Origin of the sequence: Collinsella sp. CLA-AA-H302 (genome assembly GCF_040093305.1) — a bacterium.
GTDB lineage: Bacteria > Actinomycetota > Coriobacteriia > Coriobacteriales > Coriobacteriaceae > Collinsella.
In genome coordinates, this window is sequence record NZ_JBBNJW010000008.1 from 61,729 (window position 1) to 80,251 (window position 18,523).

Below are 18,523 nucleotides of genomic sequence, written 5' to 3' on the forward strand. Positions count from 1 at the left end.
ACATGAGGCGCCCAGACATTGCGGGGTGGAGCAGTCTGGTAGCTCGCCGGGCTCATAACCCGGAGGTCGTAGGTTCAAATCCTGCCCCCGCGACCAAGAACTTGCAGCTCGTCGGCCTAGCCGGCGAGTTTTTTTGTTATTGCGGATCAATGTTATCGACCCAGTTCTCAACTTCCCAAACAAAATCTCGATCTGTAACATCTGGACCCGATTTGGGCGGCTAGGTGTTACAGATCGAGATGTTTCGGCAGGACGATCTTTGTTTGTCTAAATCTGTAACACGAGGGACGGATTTTGCCGAGTTGTTGTTACAGATTGAGATTTTCTAGCAGGCGGGTTTGGTTTGTCTTGATCTGTAACACCTGGGGTCGTTTTTGGCCGATGGATGTTACAGATCGAGACATTTTGTTGGGACGGTTCCCGTTGTCCCGATCTGTAACGGGTAGGGGCCAAAAGTGGGCCTAGATGTTACAGATTGAGATGTTTGGTCGGACCGAATTTGTTCGTCTCGATTTGTAATATCTAGGGTCGTTTTTGGTCTGTAAGTGTTACAGATCGAGATTTTCCGACGGACCGCTCCCGTTTGTCTTGATCTGTAACAGTAAGACCCGGTTTTTGCCGAGTAACTGTTACAGATTGAGACAAACCGACGGGCCGTCCCGCCCCATCCACCTGCCGTCACCTGATATTCGCCGATTTTCGTTGTGCCGCCGTACCCCCATGCCATATCCTCTAGACAACTACGCGGCACCATCGCCGCCGCGCCTACAAGAGAGGAATGTCCATGACCGCACCTGCATCCAAACTGCTCCAGCCCATTACGGTTGGCCCCCTTGAGCTCAAGAACCGCATTATGTTCCCGCCGCTGACCACCGGCTACGAGGAGCGCGACGGCTCCATTGGCGAGCGCAGCCTGGCTTTTTACGAGCGCCTGGCCCGTGGCGGCGTGAGCTACATCGTCATCGGCGACGTCGCTCCCGTTATGACCGCAAGCCCCACGCCCAAGCTGGCGACCGACGCCCAGATCCCCACGTTTAAGGCGCTGGCCGACGCCGTCCACAAGCACGGTGCCAAGGTCGCGCTGCAGCTGTTCCACCCCGAGTACGACGTGCCCGGCGTCGGCCGCATGGTCATGGGATCCATGGCCGCCGCCAAGGCCGCGCAGGAAGCCAAGGCCGCCGGTGACGAGGAGACCTTTGCCGCCAAGATGGCCGAGTCCAACGAGATCCGCAAGCAGGCATACGCCAAGCTGCACCACGACATGCAGCACTTTGTGAACGAGGCGAGTGTAGAGCAGCTCACCCAGATTAAGGAGGCTATCGCCGCCTCGGCCGCTCGCGCGCAGCAGGCCGGGATCGATGCCATCGAGGTCCACGGCGACCGCCTGGTGGGTTCGCTGTGCTCGGCCATCCTCAACCAGCGCACCGACGAGTACGGCGGCTCGTTCGAGAACCGCGTCCGCTATGCGCTGGAGGTCGTCGCTGCCATTAAGGAGGCCGCGCCGCAGCTGATGGTGGAGTACAAGCTCCCCGTGATCATGGAGAACCCCGACGGCACGCCGCGCGGCAAGGGCGGCCTGCAGCCCGACGAGGCCTGCGAATTTGCCAAGCTGCTCGAGGGTGCGGGCATCGACATGATTCAGGTGGCACAGGCAAATCACACCGGCAACATGGGCGACACCATTCCGCCCATGGGCGCCATGCCCTACAACTGGACGCTACCCGTGGCCGAGCGCGTCAAGGCCCTGGTCTCCGTGCCGGTGGCAACCGTCGGCCGCGTGGTCTCGGTCGAGGCCGGCGAGAAGATTCTGGAAGACGGCGCGGCCGACATCGTCGCCTATGGCCGCTCGCTCATGTGCGACCCCGACATTGCGCTGAAGGCCGCCACGGGCGAGCCCATTCGCGAGTGCCTCAACTGCAATAAGGGCTGTGTCGACGCGATTCAAAACCGCAAGTACATCTCGTGCGTGCTTAATGCCGAGAACGGCGACGAGGCGACCATCGCCATCAAGCCGGGCGAGGGCGACAAGAAGATCGCCGTGGTGGGCGGCGGTATTGCCGGCCTGGAGGCCGCGCGCGTGGCGGCCAAGCGCGGCTACGACGTGACCGTCTACGAGGCGAGCGATCATCTGGGCGGCCAGATTGTGCTGGCGGCCGCGCCTCCGCGCAAGGACGAGATCATGCGCTCGGTCGAGTATTACGAGAAGATTCTGCCCGGCCTGGGCGTGAAGGTTGAGCTCAACCATGCCGCTACCGCTGAGGACCTCAACGCCGCCGACGCCGCGATTGTGGCCGTGGGCGCGCACGACGTGGTCATCCCCGTTCCGGGTGCCGACTCGGAGAAGGTCGTCTCGAGCTGGGACGTGCTGGCCGGCAAGGTGGAGCTCAGCGACCGCGTCGCCGTCATTGGCGGTGGCCTGGTGGGCACCGAGACTGCCGAGTACCTGCTGCAGCACGGCTGCGAGGTGGCGATCGTGGAGATGCTCGACAAGATTGCCGCGGGCGAGTCCGAGACCATTCTGCCGCTGATCATGAGCGACTTTGCAGAGCACAACGTGGAGCAGCACGTGAAGACCCGCCTGACCGCCATTACCGACGAGGGCGTGGAGGCCATTCGCACCACCGAGGACGGCGCCGAGGAGCCGGTGAAGATCGCCTGCGATTACGTGGTGATGGCCGTGGGCTCCAAGGCCAACGCGTTTGACCTGGACGGCGTGACGGTACCCGTGACCTACGTGGGTGACTGCTCGGGCGAGCGCACCGCCGACATCGCGAGCGCCATTCGCACGGCGTATCACGCGGCCAACGAGCTCTAAGCAAGAAAACTATCGCGTATTGAGTGGGCGGGGAGTGACGTATCGGTGCTCCCCGCCTTTTTGTCGATAAGAGTGCCTCTGACCAGCGGGTTCAGAAAATCCGAATCTCATGCACCAGAAAATCCGAATTATATGAACACGAAAATCCGAATCGCAACCACCCGAAAATCCGAATTTGCTACAGTGGTATAGAAGAATCAGAAAGCAGGAACTGGAAATCTGCGGAGGTGGCTCATGGCAGGTGAGAGGCCACATCGGGACGGATACATCCCACGTATCGTGGATGCGAAAATCGAGCGCTACCTTCGTGTCTTTGGCGCGGTCGAGATTGCGGGCACCAAGTGGTGCGGCAAGACGTGGGCCGCGCTCGAGCACGGGGCGTCCGCCTCGTATGTCGACGAGAATCTCGACCTCGCGCGTGCCGACCCAGCGATGATGTTGCTGGGAGACCGTCCGCATATTATCGATGAGTGGCAGCGCGTTCCCCAGATTTGGGACTACGTTAGACACGAGGTTGACCGCACCCGGGGTACGCGCGGCGCCTATATCCTCACGGGTTCCGCCACGCCCGCGTTTGGCTCAAAGGCGGAGGCGCCCGCGCATAGTGGAGCTGGCCGCATCGGCCGCGTCCGCATGCACCCCATGACGCTTGCCGAGACAGGTGAGTCCAACGGCAAGGTGAGCCTGGCGGGCTTGTTTGAGCATCGTTTTGAGCCCTGCCGGTGCGATGGCGATACACCGGGGCTTGTCGAAGCCGCTTGCCGCGGCGGCTGGCCCGAGGCGATCGATATGGTTTCGGCTGACGCCCAGCTCATCGCCCGCGAATATCTCAACACCACGTTTTCGAGCAGCTTCCCGGCGGTCGGTCTCGACCTCGATATTGCTCGTCGAGTCTCCGCATCGATCGCGCGCAATCTGGGACAGGCAACCACGTATAAAACGATTCTTATGGATATGTTCGGTGCCGAGGAGGAACCCGCAGCGTTTGCCGATGAGACCAAGGTGCGCAGGTACCTGGATGCCCTCAAAGGCATGTTCATTCTCGAGGAGGTCCCCGGTTGGGTTCCCGCCGCGCGCGACAAACGGCGCTTTACCGTCAAGCCCAAGCGCTATCTGGCAGATCCGAGCCTTGCTTGCGCCTTGCTAGGTATGTCCTCGCAGGCGCTGCTTGCCGACTGGCAGACATTTGGTCTGGTGTTTGAGAATTTGGTCATACGCGACCTTTCGGTCTACGCACGTTCGCTCGACCTGCTGGATAGCACGCCCGTGCGCTATTATCGCGACGATTCGGGCCTTGAGTGCGATGCTATCGTGCAGCTAGCCGACGGACGGTGGGCCGCCTTTGAGATTAAGGTAAGTGAAGATAAAGTGAGCGCCGGCGTTGAGAGCCTCAGGCGCGTTCGCAAGAAGGTCTGTGGAAATCCTCGTTCACGCACACGCGAACCGGAGTTTATGGCCGTGATTGTGGGGGTGGGTGAGTACGCCCGCGAGGTCGAGGACGGTATCTACGTGATACCCGTGCGCGCGTTGGGGTGTTAAGGGGCGGCACGCCGTGTGTCCGCTGCCCGGTGCTGCGGATTGGTGCAAGGGGGTCAGGTTTGTTTGCACCATGTTGGCGCGAAGTAACCTGACCGCTTGCACCAAGGGTTTGACTTTTAAGACATCATTAAGGCTTGCGTTGTGGAGCGAACCGCAGGTCAATGCTATTCTTTTACCTTATCGTACGGTGTTGTATTCTGCCTGAATTCTCTACCTGCGAACAACGGATAAACGCGACCGAGCGGAAAAGGATGGCAAGCCCGCAAGCAGGGCAAACGTAAGCGATGAGTGGCATGGACCGACATAGCGAGCTCCAGCAGCACAAGACGGCGGCCGAGTACCGTCAAGCTGCCGACGAGCACGTGCGGACCCTCAAGGATTTCTGGAAGGATTTCCTGGTGAGCGGTCTGTTTGTGCTGGCCGCCATCGTTGCCATCTTTGCGTGCCTGGCCTGGTTTGCCGCGAATAACCGAGTGAGCGCCACCGGGAGCACGATCGCGGCGAAGGCGGATCGGTACACGCTGACCGCCGCGGGCGAGGGTGAGTCCGGCGCACACGTGGGCTATTACGAGCGCACGGACGCCGAAAAGCAAAACATTGCGAAGCTCGATACGACCGACGCCATGACGGTAACGCTCGGCTCCAACCTGAACAACGAGACCGCGGGCTCTCTGTACCCGGGTGCTCGCGGCAAGATTACATTTACGGTGAAGCCGCTGGTGGATGACCTGGACGGGGTCACGATCAACTTGTCGCGCGTGCTTAAGGTCACGAACATTGTTGGCGTTGTTGGGGACGGAGGAACGCTGGCGCCCGAGGCGGAGGCGCTCCTTGGCTTGATCAAAGGCCACTTGCTGTTCTTTACGAGCTGCGACCAGAACGGGTATTGCTCGGGCTGCGTGGTTGATAGCAAGATCGAGATTCGCAAGAGCGAATTTTGCGAAAACGGCGATATGACCAAGCCAACGAACCAGCCCGTCACCATCAATCTGTACTGGGTGTGGCCGGAGTACTTCCAGAACTTCATCCTTACCGGCAATACGAATTACTACAAGAATCTGTTTGCGGCGGCGGGCGACGCAAAGTCTGACTACGGCGCTCTGCAGGCAGATATGAACGCGCATAAAGCGAACTACTTTTACGGCACGGCAAGTAGTGTGGAAGCCTCCAACGCTCCTGCGGTTTCGGCTGACATGTCCTTCAGCGACACCGCCATCTGCTCGGCGCTGTACAACAATGCCGACGAGCAGATCGGCAATAAGGTCAAATACATCCAACTTAGAATTAGCGCTCAGGAGGGCGTGAGCTCATGAGCACCATGCAAACGCGCCTCGGCGATGCCCGCAATTGGATAGAAAGCCACCGCGCACAGGCCCTTGCGGTCCTGATATTGCTGGCGGCAATCGCTCTTATCATCGGCTTATCGCTCTCGTGGTTTGTGGGCAGCAAAAGTCTGTCTACGGTGGGCAAGATTCAAACGCCCGCGCAGCTCAAGATCATGGGTCCCAACCAGACAAGCATTGAGCCCATCGAGATTTCGTATGACGAGTCGCGCGGTGATGTGAAAAACTCCAACGGTACCGTGACCGTTCGTCGCGCGTTTTGTGTGCAGAGCGACAATGGCGATCCCGCTGCCGGCGGTCAAGCGTTTGAGCTGCAGGTTGCCAACACAACGAATATCACGGGGCTGACGATCAACGTCTACCGAGTAACGGTCAACGATCCGAGTAATACGAGCGGCACTGTGGTCGGCCTCGACGGGCTCAATCAGCCGTATTCGTGGAGCAAGAAGGGCGCCCCGATTGAGTTCCATTTTATCAACTCCGCGGACAGGACAAGTGCGTTGGCTAAAGAGCTTGAGGCAAACGACCCGACGTACGGCTCGTACGCGAAAGTCCAGAAAAACGCCCGTCCGCTGTATCGGTATCAAAAGTTCGCGGGGAGTGGGCTCGATGGCTGGAATGGCAACACGGCCAACGCCGCCACGAACTTCATCATCGAGTGCACGTGGAATCCGGGTGTTGTGACCGTAAACGGAAAGACGGTCTCCAACGTCAAAGAGACCGACATGGTCTACCTAATTGCTCGCGGCATGAGCGGCACTAATAACTAATAAGTAGGAAGGGAGGGGTGCCAGATGCGAAAAGACAAGAAAGAGCAAAATGAAATCGCAAGGCCTGCTGGCAAGCACTTTGCACAGGTTGATGATTCTAAGGCAGAGTCTTGCTGCGCGGAGTCGGCGACCCCTACTTCTAAAGTGCGCAAGCGTCTATGGGCGGTTGCGGTGCTGCTATGCGCCGTCGCGATTGTGGCGGGTACCTACCTTACCTACACGGCCTTTTTGGCGGGTGACTTTCTTAAGTCGGTCGCTGTCTCGGGCACGTCGCAGGCGCTGTTTGCCTCGGACATGCTTACGGGCTACACGAATGAGACGCTGAATGACGAGGGTATTGCCGTCCGAAGCGTCATCGCCGACACGAGTGGGGAAAACTGCTCTTTTACCTTTCGCATTTACAACCATCTGCTGGGCGACAAGAACAAGGTCAACGACAAGGACGTTAACGCGACGCTGAGCGTGGAGGCGACGGGAACGACGGGCACTTGGAGTGTTAACGGTAAGCCCACGCTGGCGGCGGGCGGCACGGTCGACCTTTCCTTCCCTGCCAACAAGGCAACCATGTATACCTATAAGGTTACGTTTTCCAAGGCGGACCTCAACAAAGCATCCTTCACCGTTAAAGCCCGGGTCGGCTCCAATAGCCCTGGCACCAACCTTAAATGGCTCGCCGCCAAGATTGCGCCTTCCGAACGTGCAGAGGTGACGGCTTCGGGCGTTTCGGGCGAGTGGGTCGACAAGAACTCGGATACCGATAAGAACTTGGGCATCAACGCTTTTGATGCCTACAACTATCGCGTGACGGTTACGGGCGTTACGACTAAGGTAAAGCTCACGTGGGGGGACGGGGTCGAGCTCGATCCGTTCTTTGAGGCGAATCACAAGAACGGTAATGGGCAAGCAGCCGTCAGCGGCAACTCGATCACATACGATGCATCTCCTGGCTCGGAAATCATCACCTTTTACCGGAAGGGCGATTCGAAGCCGACCAGCTGGGAAGCCATTGGCGTTACGTGTTCGGCCGCACAGAACTAGCCGAAGCGATCCGCAAGCATAGATTTTGAGACCCCATGCGGGGCATGAGATAGAACGAGGTAGGACCAGATGAGAACGGCAAAGCGCATAACAACCGCATGCCTGACTGCGATCATGATTTTCCAGGCGCTCGCGCCTTCCACAGAGGTGTTCGCGCAAGAGCTCGACGCCGTTATGGAGGCGTCCGTCTCCGCCGCGCGCGCCGCGGGCAACACGGCGCGCTCCGTACAGGATGCTGTGGCTACCGCGCTGCAAGATACTGACCAGGCTGCATCTGATGATGCCGCGACGACTCCGGGCGCCGACGCGGGCGCCACCGAGGGCGGCGACGGTTCTACCAACGCTGGCGAATCGCAGGACTCCACGACCGATGGAACCACTAACGGCGATACCCCAACGGAGGGCGACGCATCCCAAGACGATGCGGCTGCCGATGAGGGCGCCGCCGACGAAGATCAGGCGGATGACGCGGACACAGATGCGGCTGCGCAGGCTAGCACCGACCCCGCCATCAAGACCGCTGGTGAGCTTGATGACGCGCTGGTCGACGGCAAGGTCACCGTGAACGACGCTGGCGAGGTCACGGCCATCACCTTCGGATCCAACGCCGACCTTATCGCCATCTCCAACACCGACCCCGCCATCTACCAGAACGCGAGCATCTCCAAGACCGGCTTGAGCGGCGTCGATTTCGACGTGTGCAGCGCGCAGGCCGTGGGCGACCTGGGCAATCTCGCGTTCCAGGGGTTCGGCAGCGATGCCTACCCCTTCAAGGGTACGCTCGACCTGGGCGGCAGGTCCCTTACCGCCAGCAAGACGCTCTTCAACAACATCGAGCTCAACGATAACAACGGCACCGTAAAGCTCACCTGGAAGGGCACCGATGCTCAGCCCATCGTGGCCGCAAAGGTCACGGGCGCGGGCAAGACGCTCAGCGCTGCCATTACCGTAGACAAGCCCGAGAGCGGCGATACGAGCGTCGTCAAGCTCACTTCGCCGCTCGTGGGTGAGGTTACGGGCGAGCTCACGCTTGACGCCACGTATTCGACAAGCGCGAATAGCCCCCTGGCGATTGGCATGCAATCGTCCACGGGCAATCTGGGCCTACTCGCGAACACCCTTACTGCAGGCGCATCTCTTACGATCGCGGGGCTGAATGGCCTGCCGAAGAGCTTCAACGGCACCCCCACCATCGATGCTACGGGCGCTGGTGCCAATGCCGGCGGCCTTATTGGCGAGGCAGGCGAGGGGGCTGCCGTCACCCTTGCTTCGAATGTCGATGTTTCGGCACTGAGCGTCGCGGGTAATAATGCGGCGGGCGGCCTTATCGGTAAGGCGACCAGGCTTACGCTTGCCGTAGATACGGACAACAGCGGAAAAGATGCCTCGGGCAAGGATATCAGTATCAAGCCAGCGCACTCGGTTGGGTCGTCATCAGCCGGTACGTATGCCGGCGGCCTTATCGGTGACGCCTCGTTTGCCAGCGATTTCACTATCGAGAATGGCACCTTCGATTTTGGCGAGGGCGTGGCGCTCAGTGTGGCCAACACGACCGCCGCCCCCTCTGTCGGTGGCCTGTTCGGCGTGCTCGACATCTCGAACGGCGATGTGACCGTAAACGGCGGATTGTATAAAAGCACGCTGCAAAACGGCGCGGACAACAGCAACAACAACGGCGTGCGCGGGAACTACGGCGGCTTGGTGGGCAAGCTGTGGGGCCAGAAATACGGTGACGCACTGCACGCGTTCACGGTGAAGGGTGGCGCTGAGGTGTCGTTTGGCGTGGGCTCTAACGGCAAGCTCGCGTATGCGGGCGGCCTGGTAGGCTACCTTGGTGAAGGCGGCGGGAGCGACAACGTGTCCGCCGTGGTCATCGGCGATGTAACGGTGACGTGTGCAACCTCGGGCTACGCCAGTAATAATGGCAAGTACGGCGGCGCCGTGGGTGTCGTGGGCACAAACAACGTTCTAGAAGTGCGTGGCCTGAAGGTCAAAACCGCCAGCGGCGCTACCATCGGCGGCACAAACGGCGGCTTTGCCGGAGTCGTTGGGTCGTCGTGGCTCGGCGTCGTCAAGTTCAGCGGTATCACCGACCTGTCGGACGCCAGATTCGCGGAAAACGACCACACCGCGCAGCTGGTCTACGAGAACTTTAACTCGCTGATTTTTGCCGCCGGCAGCGGAAGCGATGCGGGCGTCAAAATGGGCGAAACGACGAAATGGCAGTATAAGCGTCCCGGCAACCCGGTCAATATCGATGACGTGTACAGCTATGGCCAGGTCATTCGCCTGGGCGGCGGACTGAGCGAAAACCTCATCACTATCGACGAATCGCACCAGTGGCACTTTGCCTCGAACCTCACAAAAACCGACGGTGCGTTTACGCTGGCAGACGCCGACGATTTTGCGAAGCTGGCGATCACTTGGCAAACGAGTGGATACTTCCCTGTCGTGAACGGTGTCGCAAACGACAACTTCACCAGCCAGATTCCTTCGGCAAGCATCAATCTTTCCAGCGACATCAACCTTTCGGGAACGGGCCTCACCGGACTCACTAAAGACCGAGCCCCCATTGACTTCGGTGGCGTTAATGAGAGCGGGCACGGATTTACCGGCTCACTCGATGGCGGTGGCCACATCATAAGCTTGTCCGTGGGCGAGCCCTACGGCATGCGCGGGGACATTGCTCTCGACGGTAATGACGCGAGTGCGGGCAACGGCAAGATCTATCGCCATGGTCGCCAGGGCCTGTTTGCCATGCTGGGCACCGGCGCCTCCATCAGCAACGTGACCGTTAAAGGAAGCCTGCGCTTTGACAATGGTGTCGAGGTCCACGCAGGATCGTTTGCCGCGAACATAACGGGCAATGCGACGTTTAAGGGTGCTACCGCCCAAGCTGCGATTACCTGTGACCAGACATTTGCTAACGCTGCCAACGTGGGTGGCATTGCCGGCTCCGTGATGGGCACTGCAACGGTGGCGTTCGAGGCCAACGGCAACACCGCCTCCGCCGCCAAGGCGACCATCACGTTCCCGAAAGAGCTCAAGCGCGGCGAAACCAGCGAGCTCAAGAGCGGCGCAACCATCGGCGGCGCGATCGGCTGGGTCAACGACAGCGCCACCACCATTAACGTTACCAAGCTCACCGTCGGCGGCACGCTCAACGTCGGCAACGCGGCGAAAGACAAGGTCGTGCAGGCCGGCGGCCTTATCGGCTCCATTGCGCAGGGATCGAATAAGAAGTCCGTTACTATTACTGGTCTTAGCTTAAATGGATTCAAAATGACCGTGGGCAAGAATGGCGACAAGTTGAATGGCGCTGGTGGCCTTTTGGGCTACAGCTGGGGCAACACTATCGTTACCATTGGCAAAGACAAGGTAAACACCAGCGCCGACACCTATGCCCTCAAAACTTCCGACAACACGACCGTGACTGCGGATGGCTCTACTGAGCTCGGCGGTCTTGTATACGCTGCTAGCGGCCACTGGATCATCAATGACTACGCCATCGACCTTTCGGGCGTAACCATTAACGCGGACGTTGCCAAGACGCTCGGCGTTCTAGTTTGTCGTGGCTGCAAGGTGGATAATAAGACGGCATATGGCGTCGAAAACTATATAGGCCTGTACCTGGAAGACAGGGCTTATTGGGGTACCGCCTACAGGGTGCCCAGCGGCAGCGAAGCCATTAACGCGTCGAGCGTAGAGTCCTTTGACGAATGGGTTGGCAGCGGTGTACAACCAAACAAAGGCAGCAAGCTCATGGACGCCGACTGGAACACGGTCGTTTCGCTACACACACAGAAAAACAAGCTGGACATGGACGGCGATTCCACAAAAGACAACAGCTACCATAATCGCTCGTCTTTCGGTCGAAGCCAGAATACGAACGGCAATACCCGCTACTTCTACAACCTCGACATAGCCTCTAAGAATTGTGAAGGCGGCTTTAGCGGTGGCCAAATCAATACGGCGGACAAGCTGCTCTTATGGTCTGCTTTCTGCTATGCTCCCGCCGGTATTCGTTCGACAATCGTTCCCGATGGTACGACAGGGCTTGATGGTTCCATAACCATAACCGGCACAATCGATTTGGCCGGCTACAGCTACTATCCCACTCAACCGATCGGAGAGGTGACGGTTAATAATGCGGCCATCACCTTCTACTACTCCAAGATCAAGGCCGAGCAGAATGGCAACAAACTAAACTCCGATGCCACCCAGCACGAGAACATGCACTGCGGTCTTTTTCAAACGGTGGCAGACGGCGATCTCACAGTAAGCAACGTCACTTTGGGTGGTACCGTTGGGCCCGTTATCAATGACGGAAAGAGCTCTACTGACGCTATTGGCGCGGGCGGAAGCTCATCGGGCGCGCTCGTGTGCCGCTACGTATGTGGGTCCAGCGACGGCAATGGCACCAAGATTAGAAAGATCTCAATTGATGGTCTTACGCTCAACAATCTGATTGTCGACGGCGCCAACAGCGCCACGGACGCTAACGCCTATATGCCTCTGCTCATCAACGAGATGCAGAAGTACGTGAGCCTGAACGCGAAGAATATCAAGACTACTGGGTACACGAGTGGCACCAAGGCGGCTACGTCGCTGTTCGGAAAGCTTGGTGTAGGCAGTGAGGCCGATCAGGTGACGGCGAAGTTTGAGCAAATCAGCTTGCCCAGCCAAAAGAACAATACGATCTTCACCCATGCGAGCCTGCTGGAGAGTTTTGGCTACGGAAGCACGAGCACGGGTTCTGCGGACTACACCTTTACTAAGGCTGATGCCGATGCAGGCAAGGTGACCTACGGATCCGAGATTGATGGGAGTACGGAGTACCCGGGCAAGCAGCTTTGGTATTACGACGAAGCGACGTATGGCGCCGTTATCGGCTATGTGACGGTTGATGGTAAGAAGGACGGTGACGTCAGGCCTTGGTTTGGTGGCTATCTTCCTTATGTTTATAAGGGAAAGGCCACCGAGAGCGGCGTCCAATATCATGAAATTAAAGTCAACCAGCGCATTCCAAAGCTGGTAGAGGGATGCGGCACATATGGCGATCCGTATGCCGTTAAAGACGCGACGGAGATGAACGCCATCGCCAACTACATCAACAACCAAACTGCGCTCGACGGTTGGGAGGTCACCATTGCCGCCAACCAGAGTGCGCTCTGTACTCGCCGCGGCGACAATAAAACCGACAATGAGGTTACGTACGTCTATAAGCAGGCGAAAGACACTGGGAAGAAGTGGGAAAAGAAGACCGGCGACACCACTGATCCTTCGGCCACGCTTTCCGACGAGATGATGCACCGCTATATCCAAAGCGCGTACTACAGTATTGAACCTACCGGGGGTAATACGATCACCCTCGACGGTGCATCGTTTGGCGGTTTTGGCAACAAAGCCAACCCGTTCCGTGGCGTCATCGTTGGCAACCCTAAAGGTGATAAAAAGGCAACCATCAAGATAGAGAATAACGAGGGTTCGCTTCGCGGCCTCATTCCCTATAGTTATGGCAGCGTGGTGCGCAATCTCAACATCAACTATGTGAATGCGCACGCGACTATTACTTATTCTGAGAAGGATGCGGACGGCGTCCCGACGGCGTTTTTCGGCGGCGTTATCGGCTGCATTCTTGGCGGCGATAACATTATTGATGGCGTGGTCGTAAACAATCCAAATAACGGTTCGACAGCGTACGGCTTTACCGTTGTCAGCAACCCCGATGTCAGCAACCCCGATGTCAGCAGATCGCATCTTGTTCCCATTGGCGGCTACGTTGGCGCTATTGCGGGTGGCGGCGTGATTTTCCGCAACACGGGCACCTCGTGGCGTGGTGGTACAAAGAACAAAAAGTACAAGCCCATTGAGGAAGATGCCGCAAAGTATGACCAGTACGATAACCCTTACGTTGGCCGCGTGATCGACGGCTATGCCTTTAGCGAGGGCTGCAACGTCGATAACGGTGACGCCAACTACAAAATCAACGAGCTCATAAACAAGGAAACCCCCTGTGTCACCACCACGGGCACCGACAATAAGTACATCGGCACTAACGCCGAGGCGCCCGTGACCACGGTCGAAAACGCCCAGGGCCTTTTGGTGCTCTCGGCCATCATCAGCTCGGGTGCGGGTGCTGGCGCGGCACATACCAACTACTCCAATAATGGCGTGTTTCGCGGTTCCAAGGCTTACTGGGGCAGCGATTCGCAAGACCCGGCGATATGCGGCTACCTGTTTGGCAATAAGGAATATGGCAAGGTACGGAATGCTAGCTACGCAAATGTGGGCAAGCCTGAGAGTGCTGCCGGCGATTTCGAAATCGCCAAAAACGACGATCAGAAGGCCCCCGGCAAGCAGGGGTGGCACGGTCCGCTCGACCATGACGACGATGTGAATTCGCCCTACCTGGTGGCGTCCTACGCTGCCAGCTACGAAACGGGCTACGTGTGTGCATCAAAATCGATCGGCATGAGCCTGGAGTTCAAAGAAAATAGCACCTACGATATGACCGACTACGGCACGGGGTACGTGGGCCTAAACGGCCGCTACTATTCCAATGCTTGCAATTCGAACCAGCCGGGCACCGACCGCGACCGTATTACGCCGCACGTAGCCACGATCGACGGTAACGGCGCCACCATCACGGTGGGTACCGAAGGCACCGCCTACGGCGTCGTCGAATACGTCGACGACGACTATAAGGTCTCGGGCGTGGGTGGTCTATTCAGCACCGTGATGTTCACCTCCACCAATGTGGGGCAGAGCGTCACCGCGAACGACGGCGCGCAGGTCAAAGACCTCACCTTTAGCAACTGCAACGTAGCGCTCACCTATATCGACACCAACGGCGAAGCCAAACCAGGAGAGGCGCCGAACGACCTTACCGGTGCCGGCCTTTTGGCGGGTGCAACGGCCAACTACGACGACGGCACGTGCGGCATCTACCGCAACGTGCAGATGAAGAACTGCACCGTGTCGGGCGCAAAGAGCGTAGGAGGGCTTCTTGGCAGCTCGGGCCGCGCCAGACGAACTACGAGTGAAGACAGAACCTATATGGTCGAGTTCGGGGACGGGTGGGGCCCCGCGTATCTCTATGACTGCTCATACACTGGCCTTAACGTCACGGGCGAGAAGAATGTCGGTGGCTATGTGGGTACGGTCGCCTCGGCGTGCGGCGTGTGGACAACCGCAGACACAGGGGTGAGTGAAAGGACCGTTGGCAAAAACTCGACCATAACTGCCACAGGGACAGTGCCCTACGTGGGCGGCGTGCTCGGCTATGTCGAAAGAAGCGATATCTCGGTCAACACCAACATCGGCACCACCACAGCGGCCCAGTCGTCGTGCACGGCAGTCATCTCTGGGGTAAACGTGCTAGCCACCGGGTCGAACTCCGATGACCATATGGGCGCCGGCGGCGTGGTCGGACGCGCCCGTGGCGGCGTTATTTCTATGAGCAACGTGCGCATTGATGGCAGAGTCGGCACCGAGAACGCCGTCATCGGCGATGAGACCGGAACGAACAATAGCATCTACAATGCGGGCGGCCTGATTGGTGAGGTTACGAGTAGCGGTAGCCTCAACAAGTACTGGTTCGACGACTGCAATGTCAAGAATGTCAGCATTGCCGGCACCGGCAAATGCTCGGGAGGGCTTATCGGCTTCTTCTACAGCAATGTGAATATAGACTGCAACAACATTGAGATCGAGGGTGCTGCGATTAAGGGCAGCTGGAGTGGCGGTTTGTTGGGCGCGAATAACGCGAAGAACAGCGGATCCGTCGTCATCGACGTCACCAACACAAAGGTATCCAACACTACGTTTAGCGAAAGGTCCAACGGCGGCATTATGGGCGACGGGCGCGGCCAGTTCCATCTGGTAAACGTGCTCATGGACAGCAATAGCTACAATGCGGGCAAAACCCAGGGCGTACTCTTGGGCGAGGTTGACACGGGGGATGGTAAGTACAGCCTCTCCGCAGCGGGCGTGGAAGTAAAGCCCGGTAGTGGCAAGACCACGAGCGACCTGCCGCCGATGGTTTACACGACCAATACGAATACGGCTGCTGTTAACGAGAAAACTAATATTGCCTTCGGCGACTACAACGGCACGGCTGCCGCGCCCAACGAGAACAAAACGCTTTACGGCGCAGGCGATACTGCTACCACGGCAACGAGTCCGTACGTGACCACGAGGCCCGTGAGCACGCTGGCGGTGCGTGCCTCTGACGGCGACACCACCGACCGCTACCTGTTTGGCGACGGCGCCGCCATTGACACCGCGACGACCATCCAAAGCCAAGCGGGTGCCCGCGTTCCCGGCCGCTACACCTACACCAACATCGCCGGCATCAATGATGCCGGCGCGTACCAAAACACGAGCACCTATAGCGCGGACAGCTCAAAGAGCACTTTCAACACCAACAATGTTACTTCGGGCAAGAAGGCCGCAACCGACTTCCCTGTACTCATGATTTCCGGCAACGACACGACGACGGTCGAGAAGTATCTGAACATCGTGACTAACGGCGGCTTTTCCGATGCCCGCCGCCTCAACGGCAGCGCCAAGCACGTGACCGCCACCGCTGAGGTCTTCAATCTTGCCGATAACGGCGCCTTCGTCAAGGACGCAACCGCCTCGCAAGCGCCCACGCTCAAGGTGCTCAACAACGGCACGAGCTCCATGGCTTTCCGCGCGAGTACCGACTGGGACAACGAGCGGGGCCGCTTCACGCTGCTCACGGTCACTTTTAGCGAGGCCGGCCAGATCTACCGCGTGCAGGTGCCCATCATCGTTAAGCGCATGCTCGAGATCGACTTTACCGCCACCTACTCCGAAGGTGCGAACTTCAAGGCTGCCGACTATGCGACAAAATACGACAATCACGTGCTTGTGAGCAGCGGCGACACCATGACCGGTTACCTTACCTGGACCTATGGCAGCGCCCGGGGCGAGCCAGTCGCTTACGGCTGGAACACGCTGCTCGAAGCCGGCGGCTCCATGGGCCCGCTCAACAAAAGCATCACCTTTGGCGCCACGCTGCCCGAGGGCACGCAGCTCACACTCGTGGACACTGCTCATAACAACCGTGAATACCACTGCACGGTGGGCGCGGGCGGAGCGGTGTCGGTCAAACTCACCGAGTTTGTGGACGCTAGCAAGAAGGCCTACGTCGAGCCGTGGCTGAGTGAAACCGTGGGCGTGAAGGCCAAGGAGGACAAAGACGGTGCCTGGGTCAAGCTCACCGATGCCGAGGTCGAAGGCAAGAGCCAGGTCGAGCTCGAGAAGGCGGCCGGCGCCAAGGTCGGCGGTGCGTACTACCGCGCGCGCACTTCTTCCGACGCGACGGGCACGTTCTATACCCTCTCCGTTGATAAGGAAGAGCCCAAGAGTGAGAACTTCTACTTGGTGGTGCGCACGCCGGCGGGGTCCGCGGGCGTCAACGGCTACACCGCCACCGCGGTGGACACGAGCCTCAACGAGCACATCAACTACCTGCTGCGAGGCAAGAAAGCAGCCGACGACAAGGCTGCCGAGGATGGGCACCAGAATACGGCCTCGACTTACAGCGTGACATCCAACTACACGCACGGCCTCATCGATGACAACGAGGGCGGCATCAAACAGATGCAGCTTCACGATGTCACCTATCCGCTTACCATGAAGGTAAGCGACACCGTGAAGTTCGACCCGAACCAGCAATACACAAGCTCCGACGCGCTGTACTACCAGCTGGATTCTTCGCTCGTGAACTGCGGGAAGAACGGCAGTGCTGCGGGCGCGCATGGCTACCCGACTGGAACCCAGGGCACGTATTCGTTCTACGTGACAGTGGGGGGCAAGTACTACGCCCCGCATGCCTCAACCGTGAACGGCAAGACGAAGTGGACATGGGGGGAGGCCACCGCTGAAGATCATTGCGCCGCTACGGGTGTATGGACCGCGGACGGTACGGACATGAAATTGACGCTGGCCGACGCGGGTCTTGGGGCAATTGATCTTTCCGGCATTCGCGAAATCGCTAAGAACCATGGCAGCGAGTTCACCATCACCATGAAGGCGAGTCTCACCATGACGGAGCCCGCGTGCCAGGCCGGTATTATCGCTTCGCAGAATGGCGGCACAGATAGGTACACAAAGCCCAACTATCGTGCGTACCTCTCTACGAATGACGAAACGCTCAGCACCAGTAGCAACTCGGCATACATCGACGGCAAAGCTGGATACTACCGCATGGACGTGGGCTCCTCGACTATTGCGCTCGAGGCTTCAAAGAAGTCGCAGCTGGGTATCAACATCGATGACCTCAAGTCCGCCGACGGCGAAATCGCTCTGGTGGGAACGTATGATTTGTCCAAGCTCACGGGTGCCGAGGCAATGATTTCCAGTGCCGATACGGTAACGTATACGTTGAGCTTGCAGCAGCGCCAGGATGATGGCTCGTATGCTCAGGTCAGCGGTATCAAAAATTACATTACGGTGCTCGGTAGCGACAAGTTGGCTAACGGCTCTTTGAGCGCCGATGGCAAGAATTACGTATTTACTGATGGCAAGGGGACTGGCGGCGCGTTCGCCACGCGCGACGGCAACAGCCTTGCCTTTGAGCATGCTTTCCGCGTTAAGGTGAACACGGATGTTGAGGGCAAGCGCCAAACTTATGCCAACTACCGCTTGGTGCTTACGGCCAATATTATGACCGGCAACGTTGTCAACGACACACCGGTCAACGCTAGCAACCTTGATGGCTATTCGCACTCCGACTACGTGACGTACACGCTGGCGCGCATCAACACCAAGGGCATTCCCCATGAGACGAAAACCAACTAGCCACGCGAGGGGCGGCAACCACCCGGTTGCCGCCCTTTTTTCTTGTTCGCCTGGCCTGCTGCTGCCCCAGCTACCCACCAACTTTCCAACTTTCCACTCAGCTTTCCACCTAAGGTGGAAAGCTGGAAAGTAAGTGGAAAGTTGACATGTTAGATGCGGGCTGAAGAGGGGTTAATAATTACACA

At 58.5% G+C, this 18,523-nt stretch carries 6 protein-coding genes and 1 tRNA gene; all 7 read left to right on the forward strand.

Annotation, left to right across the window (positions count from 1 at the left end):
* Positions 1-19 precede the first annotated feature (19 nt).
* A tRNA-Met gene (locus AAAV21_RS07285) sits at positions 20-96 on the forward strand.
* 688 nt (positions 97-784) lie between these two features.
* Complete coding sequence (bilR, locus tag AAAV21_RS07290) at positions 785-2,815, forward strand: bilirubin reductase, long form (protein WP_349108459.1); 2,031 nt, start codon at positions 785-787, stop codon at positions 2,813-2,815.
* Positions 2,816-3,049: 234 nt separating this feature from the next.
* Positions 3,050-4,354 carry a DUF4143 domain-containing protein gene (locus AAAV21_RS07295; protein WP_349108462.1) on the forward strand — a complete coding sequence of 435 codons (1,305 nt, stop codon included), beginning with the start codon at positions 3,050-3,052 and terminating at the stop codon, positions 4,352-4,354.
* Positions 4,355-4,647: 293 nt separating this feature from the next.
* Positions 4,648-5,667: a hypothetical protein gene (locus AAAV21_RS07300; protein WP_349108465.1), complete on the forward strand. Its 1,020-nt coding sequence runs from the start codon at positions 4,648-4,650 to the stop codon at positions 5,665-5,667.
* Complete coding sequence (locus AAAV21_RS07305; RefSeq protein ID WP_349108468.1) at positions 5,664-6,467, forward strand: hypothetical protein; 804 nt, start codon at positions 5,664-5,666, stop codon at positions 6,465-6,467. The genes AAAV21_RS07300 and AAAV21_RS07305 overlap by 4 nt, the downstream gene beginning before the upstream one ends.
* A gap of 24 nt (positions 6,468-6,491) precedes the next feature.
* On the forward strand, positions 6,492-7,505 hold the full coding sequence (locus AAAV21_RS07310) for a hypothetical protein (RefSeq protein WP_349108471.1): 1,014 nt from the start codon (positions 6,492-6,494) through the stop codon (positions 7,503-7,505).
* 69 nt (positions 7,506-7,574) lie between these two features.
* Entirely contained in the window at positions 7,575-18,338 is a 10,764-nt protein-coding gene (locus tag AAAV21_RS07315) for a hypothetical protein (protein ID WP_349108473.1), read from the forward strand.
* Positions 18,339-18,523: the final 185 nt, after the last annotated feature.

Coding starts and splice junctions, on each gene's coding strand:
- AAAV21_RS07315 (WP_349108473.1), top strand. CDS start 7,575: ATGAGAACGGCAAAGCGCATAACAACCGCATGCCTGACTGCGATCATG.
- AAAV21_RS07305 (WP_349108468.1), top strand. CDS start 5,664: ATGAGCACCATGCAAACGCGCCTCGGCGATGCCCGCAATTGGATAGAA.
- bilR (WP_349108459.1), top strand. CDS start 785: ATGACCGCACCTGCATCCAAACTGCTCCAGCCCATTACGGTTGGCCCC.
- AAAV21_RS07295 (WP_349108462.1), top strand. CDS start 3,050: ATGGCAGGTGAGAGGCCACATCGGGACGGATACATCCCACGTATCGTG.
- AAAV21_RS07310 (WP_349108471.1), top strand. CDS start 6,492: ATGCGAAAAGACAAGAAAGAGCAAAATGAAATCGCAAGGCCTGCTGGC.
- AAAV21_RS07300 (WP_349108465.1), top strand. CDS start 4,648: ATGGACCGACATAGCGAGCTCCAGCAGCACAAGACGGCGGCCGAGTAC.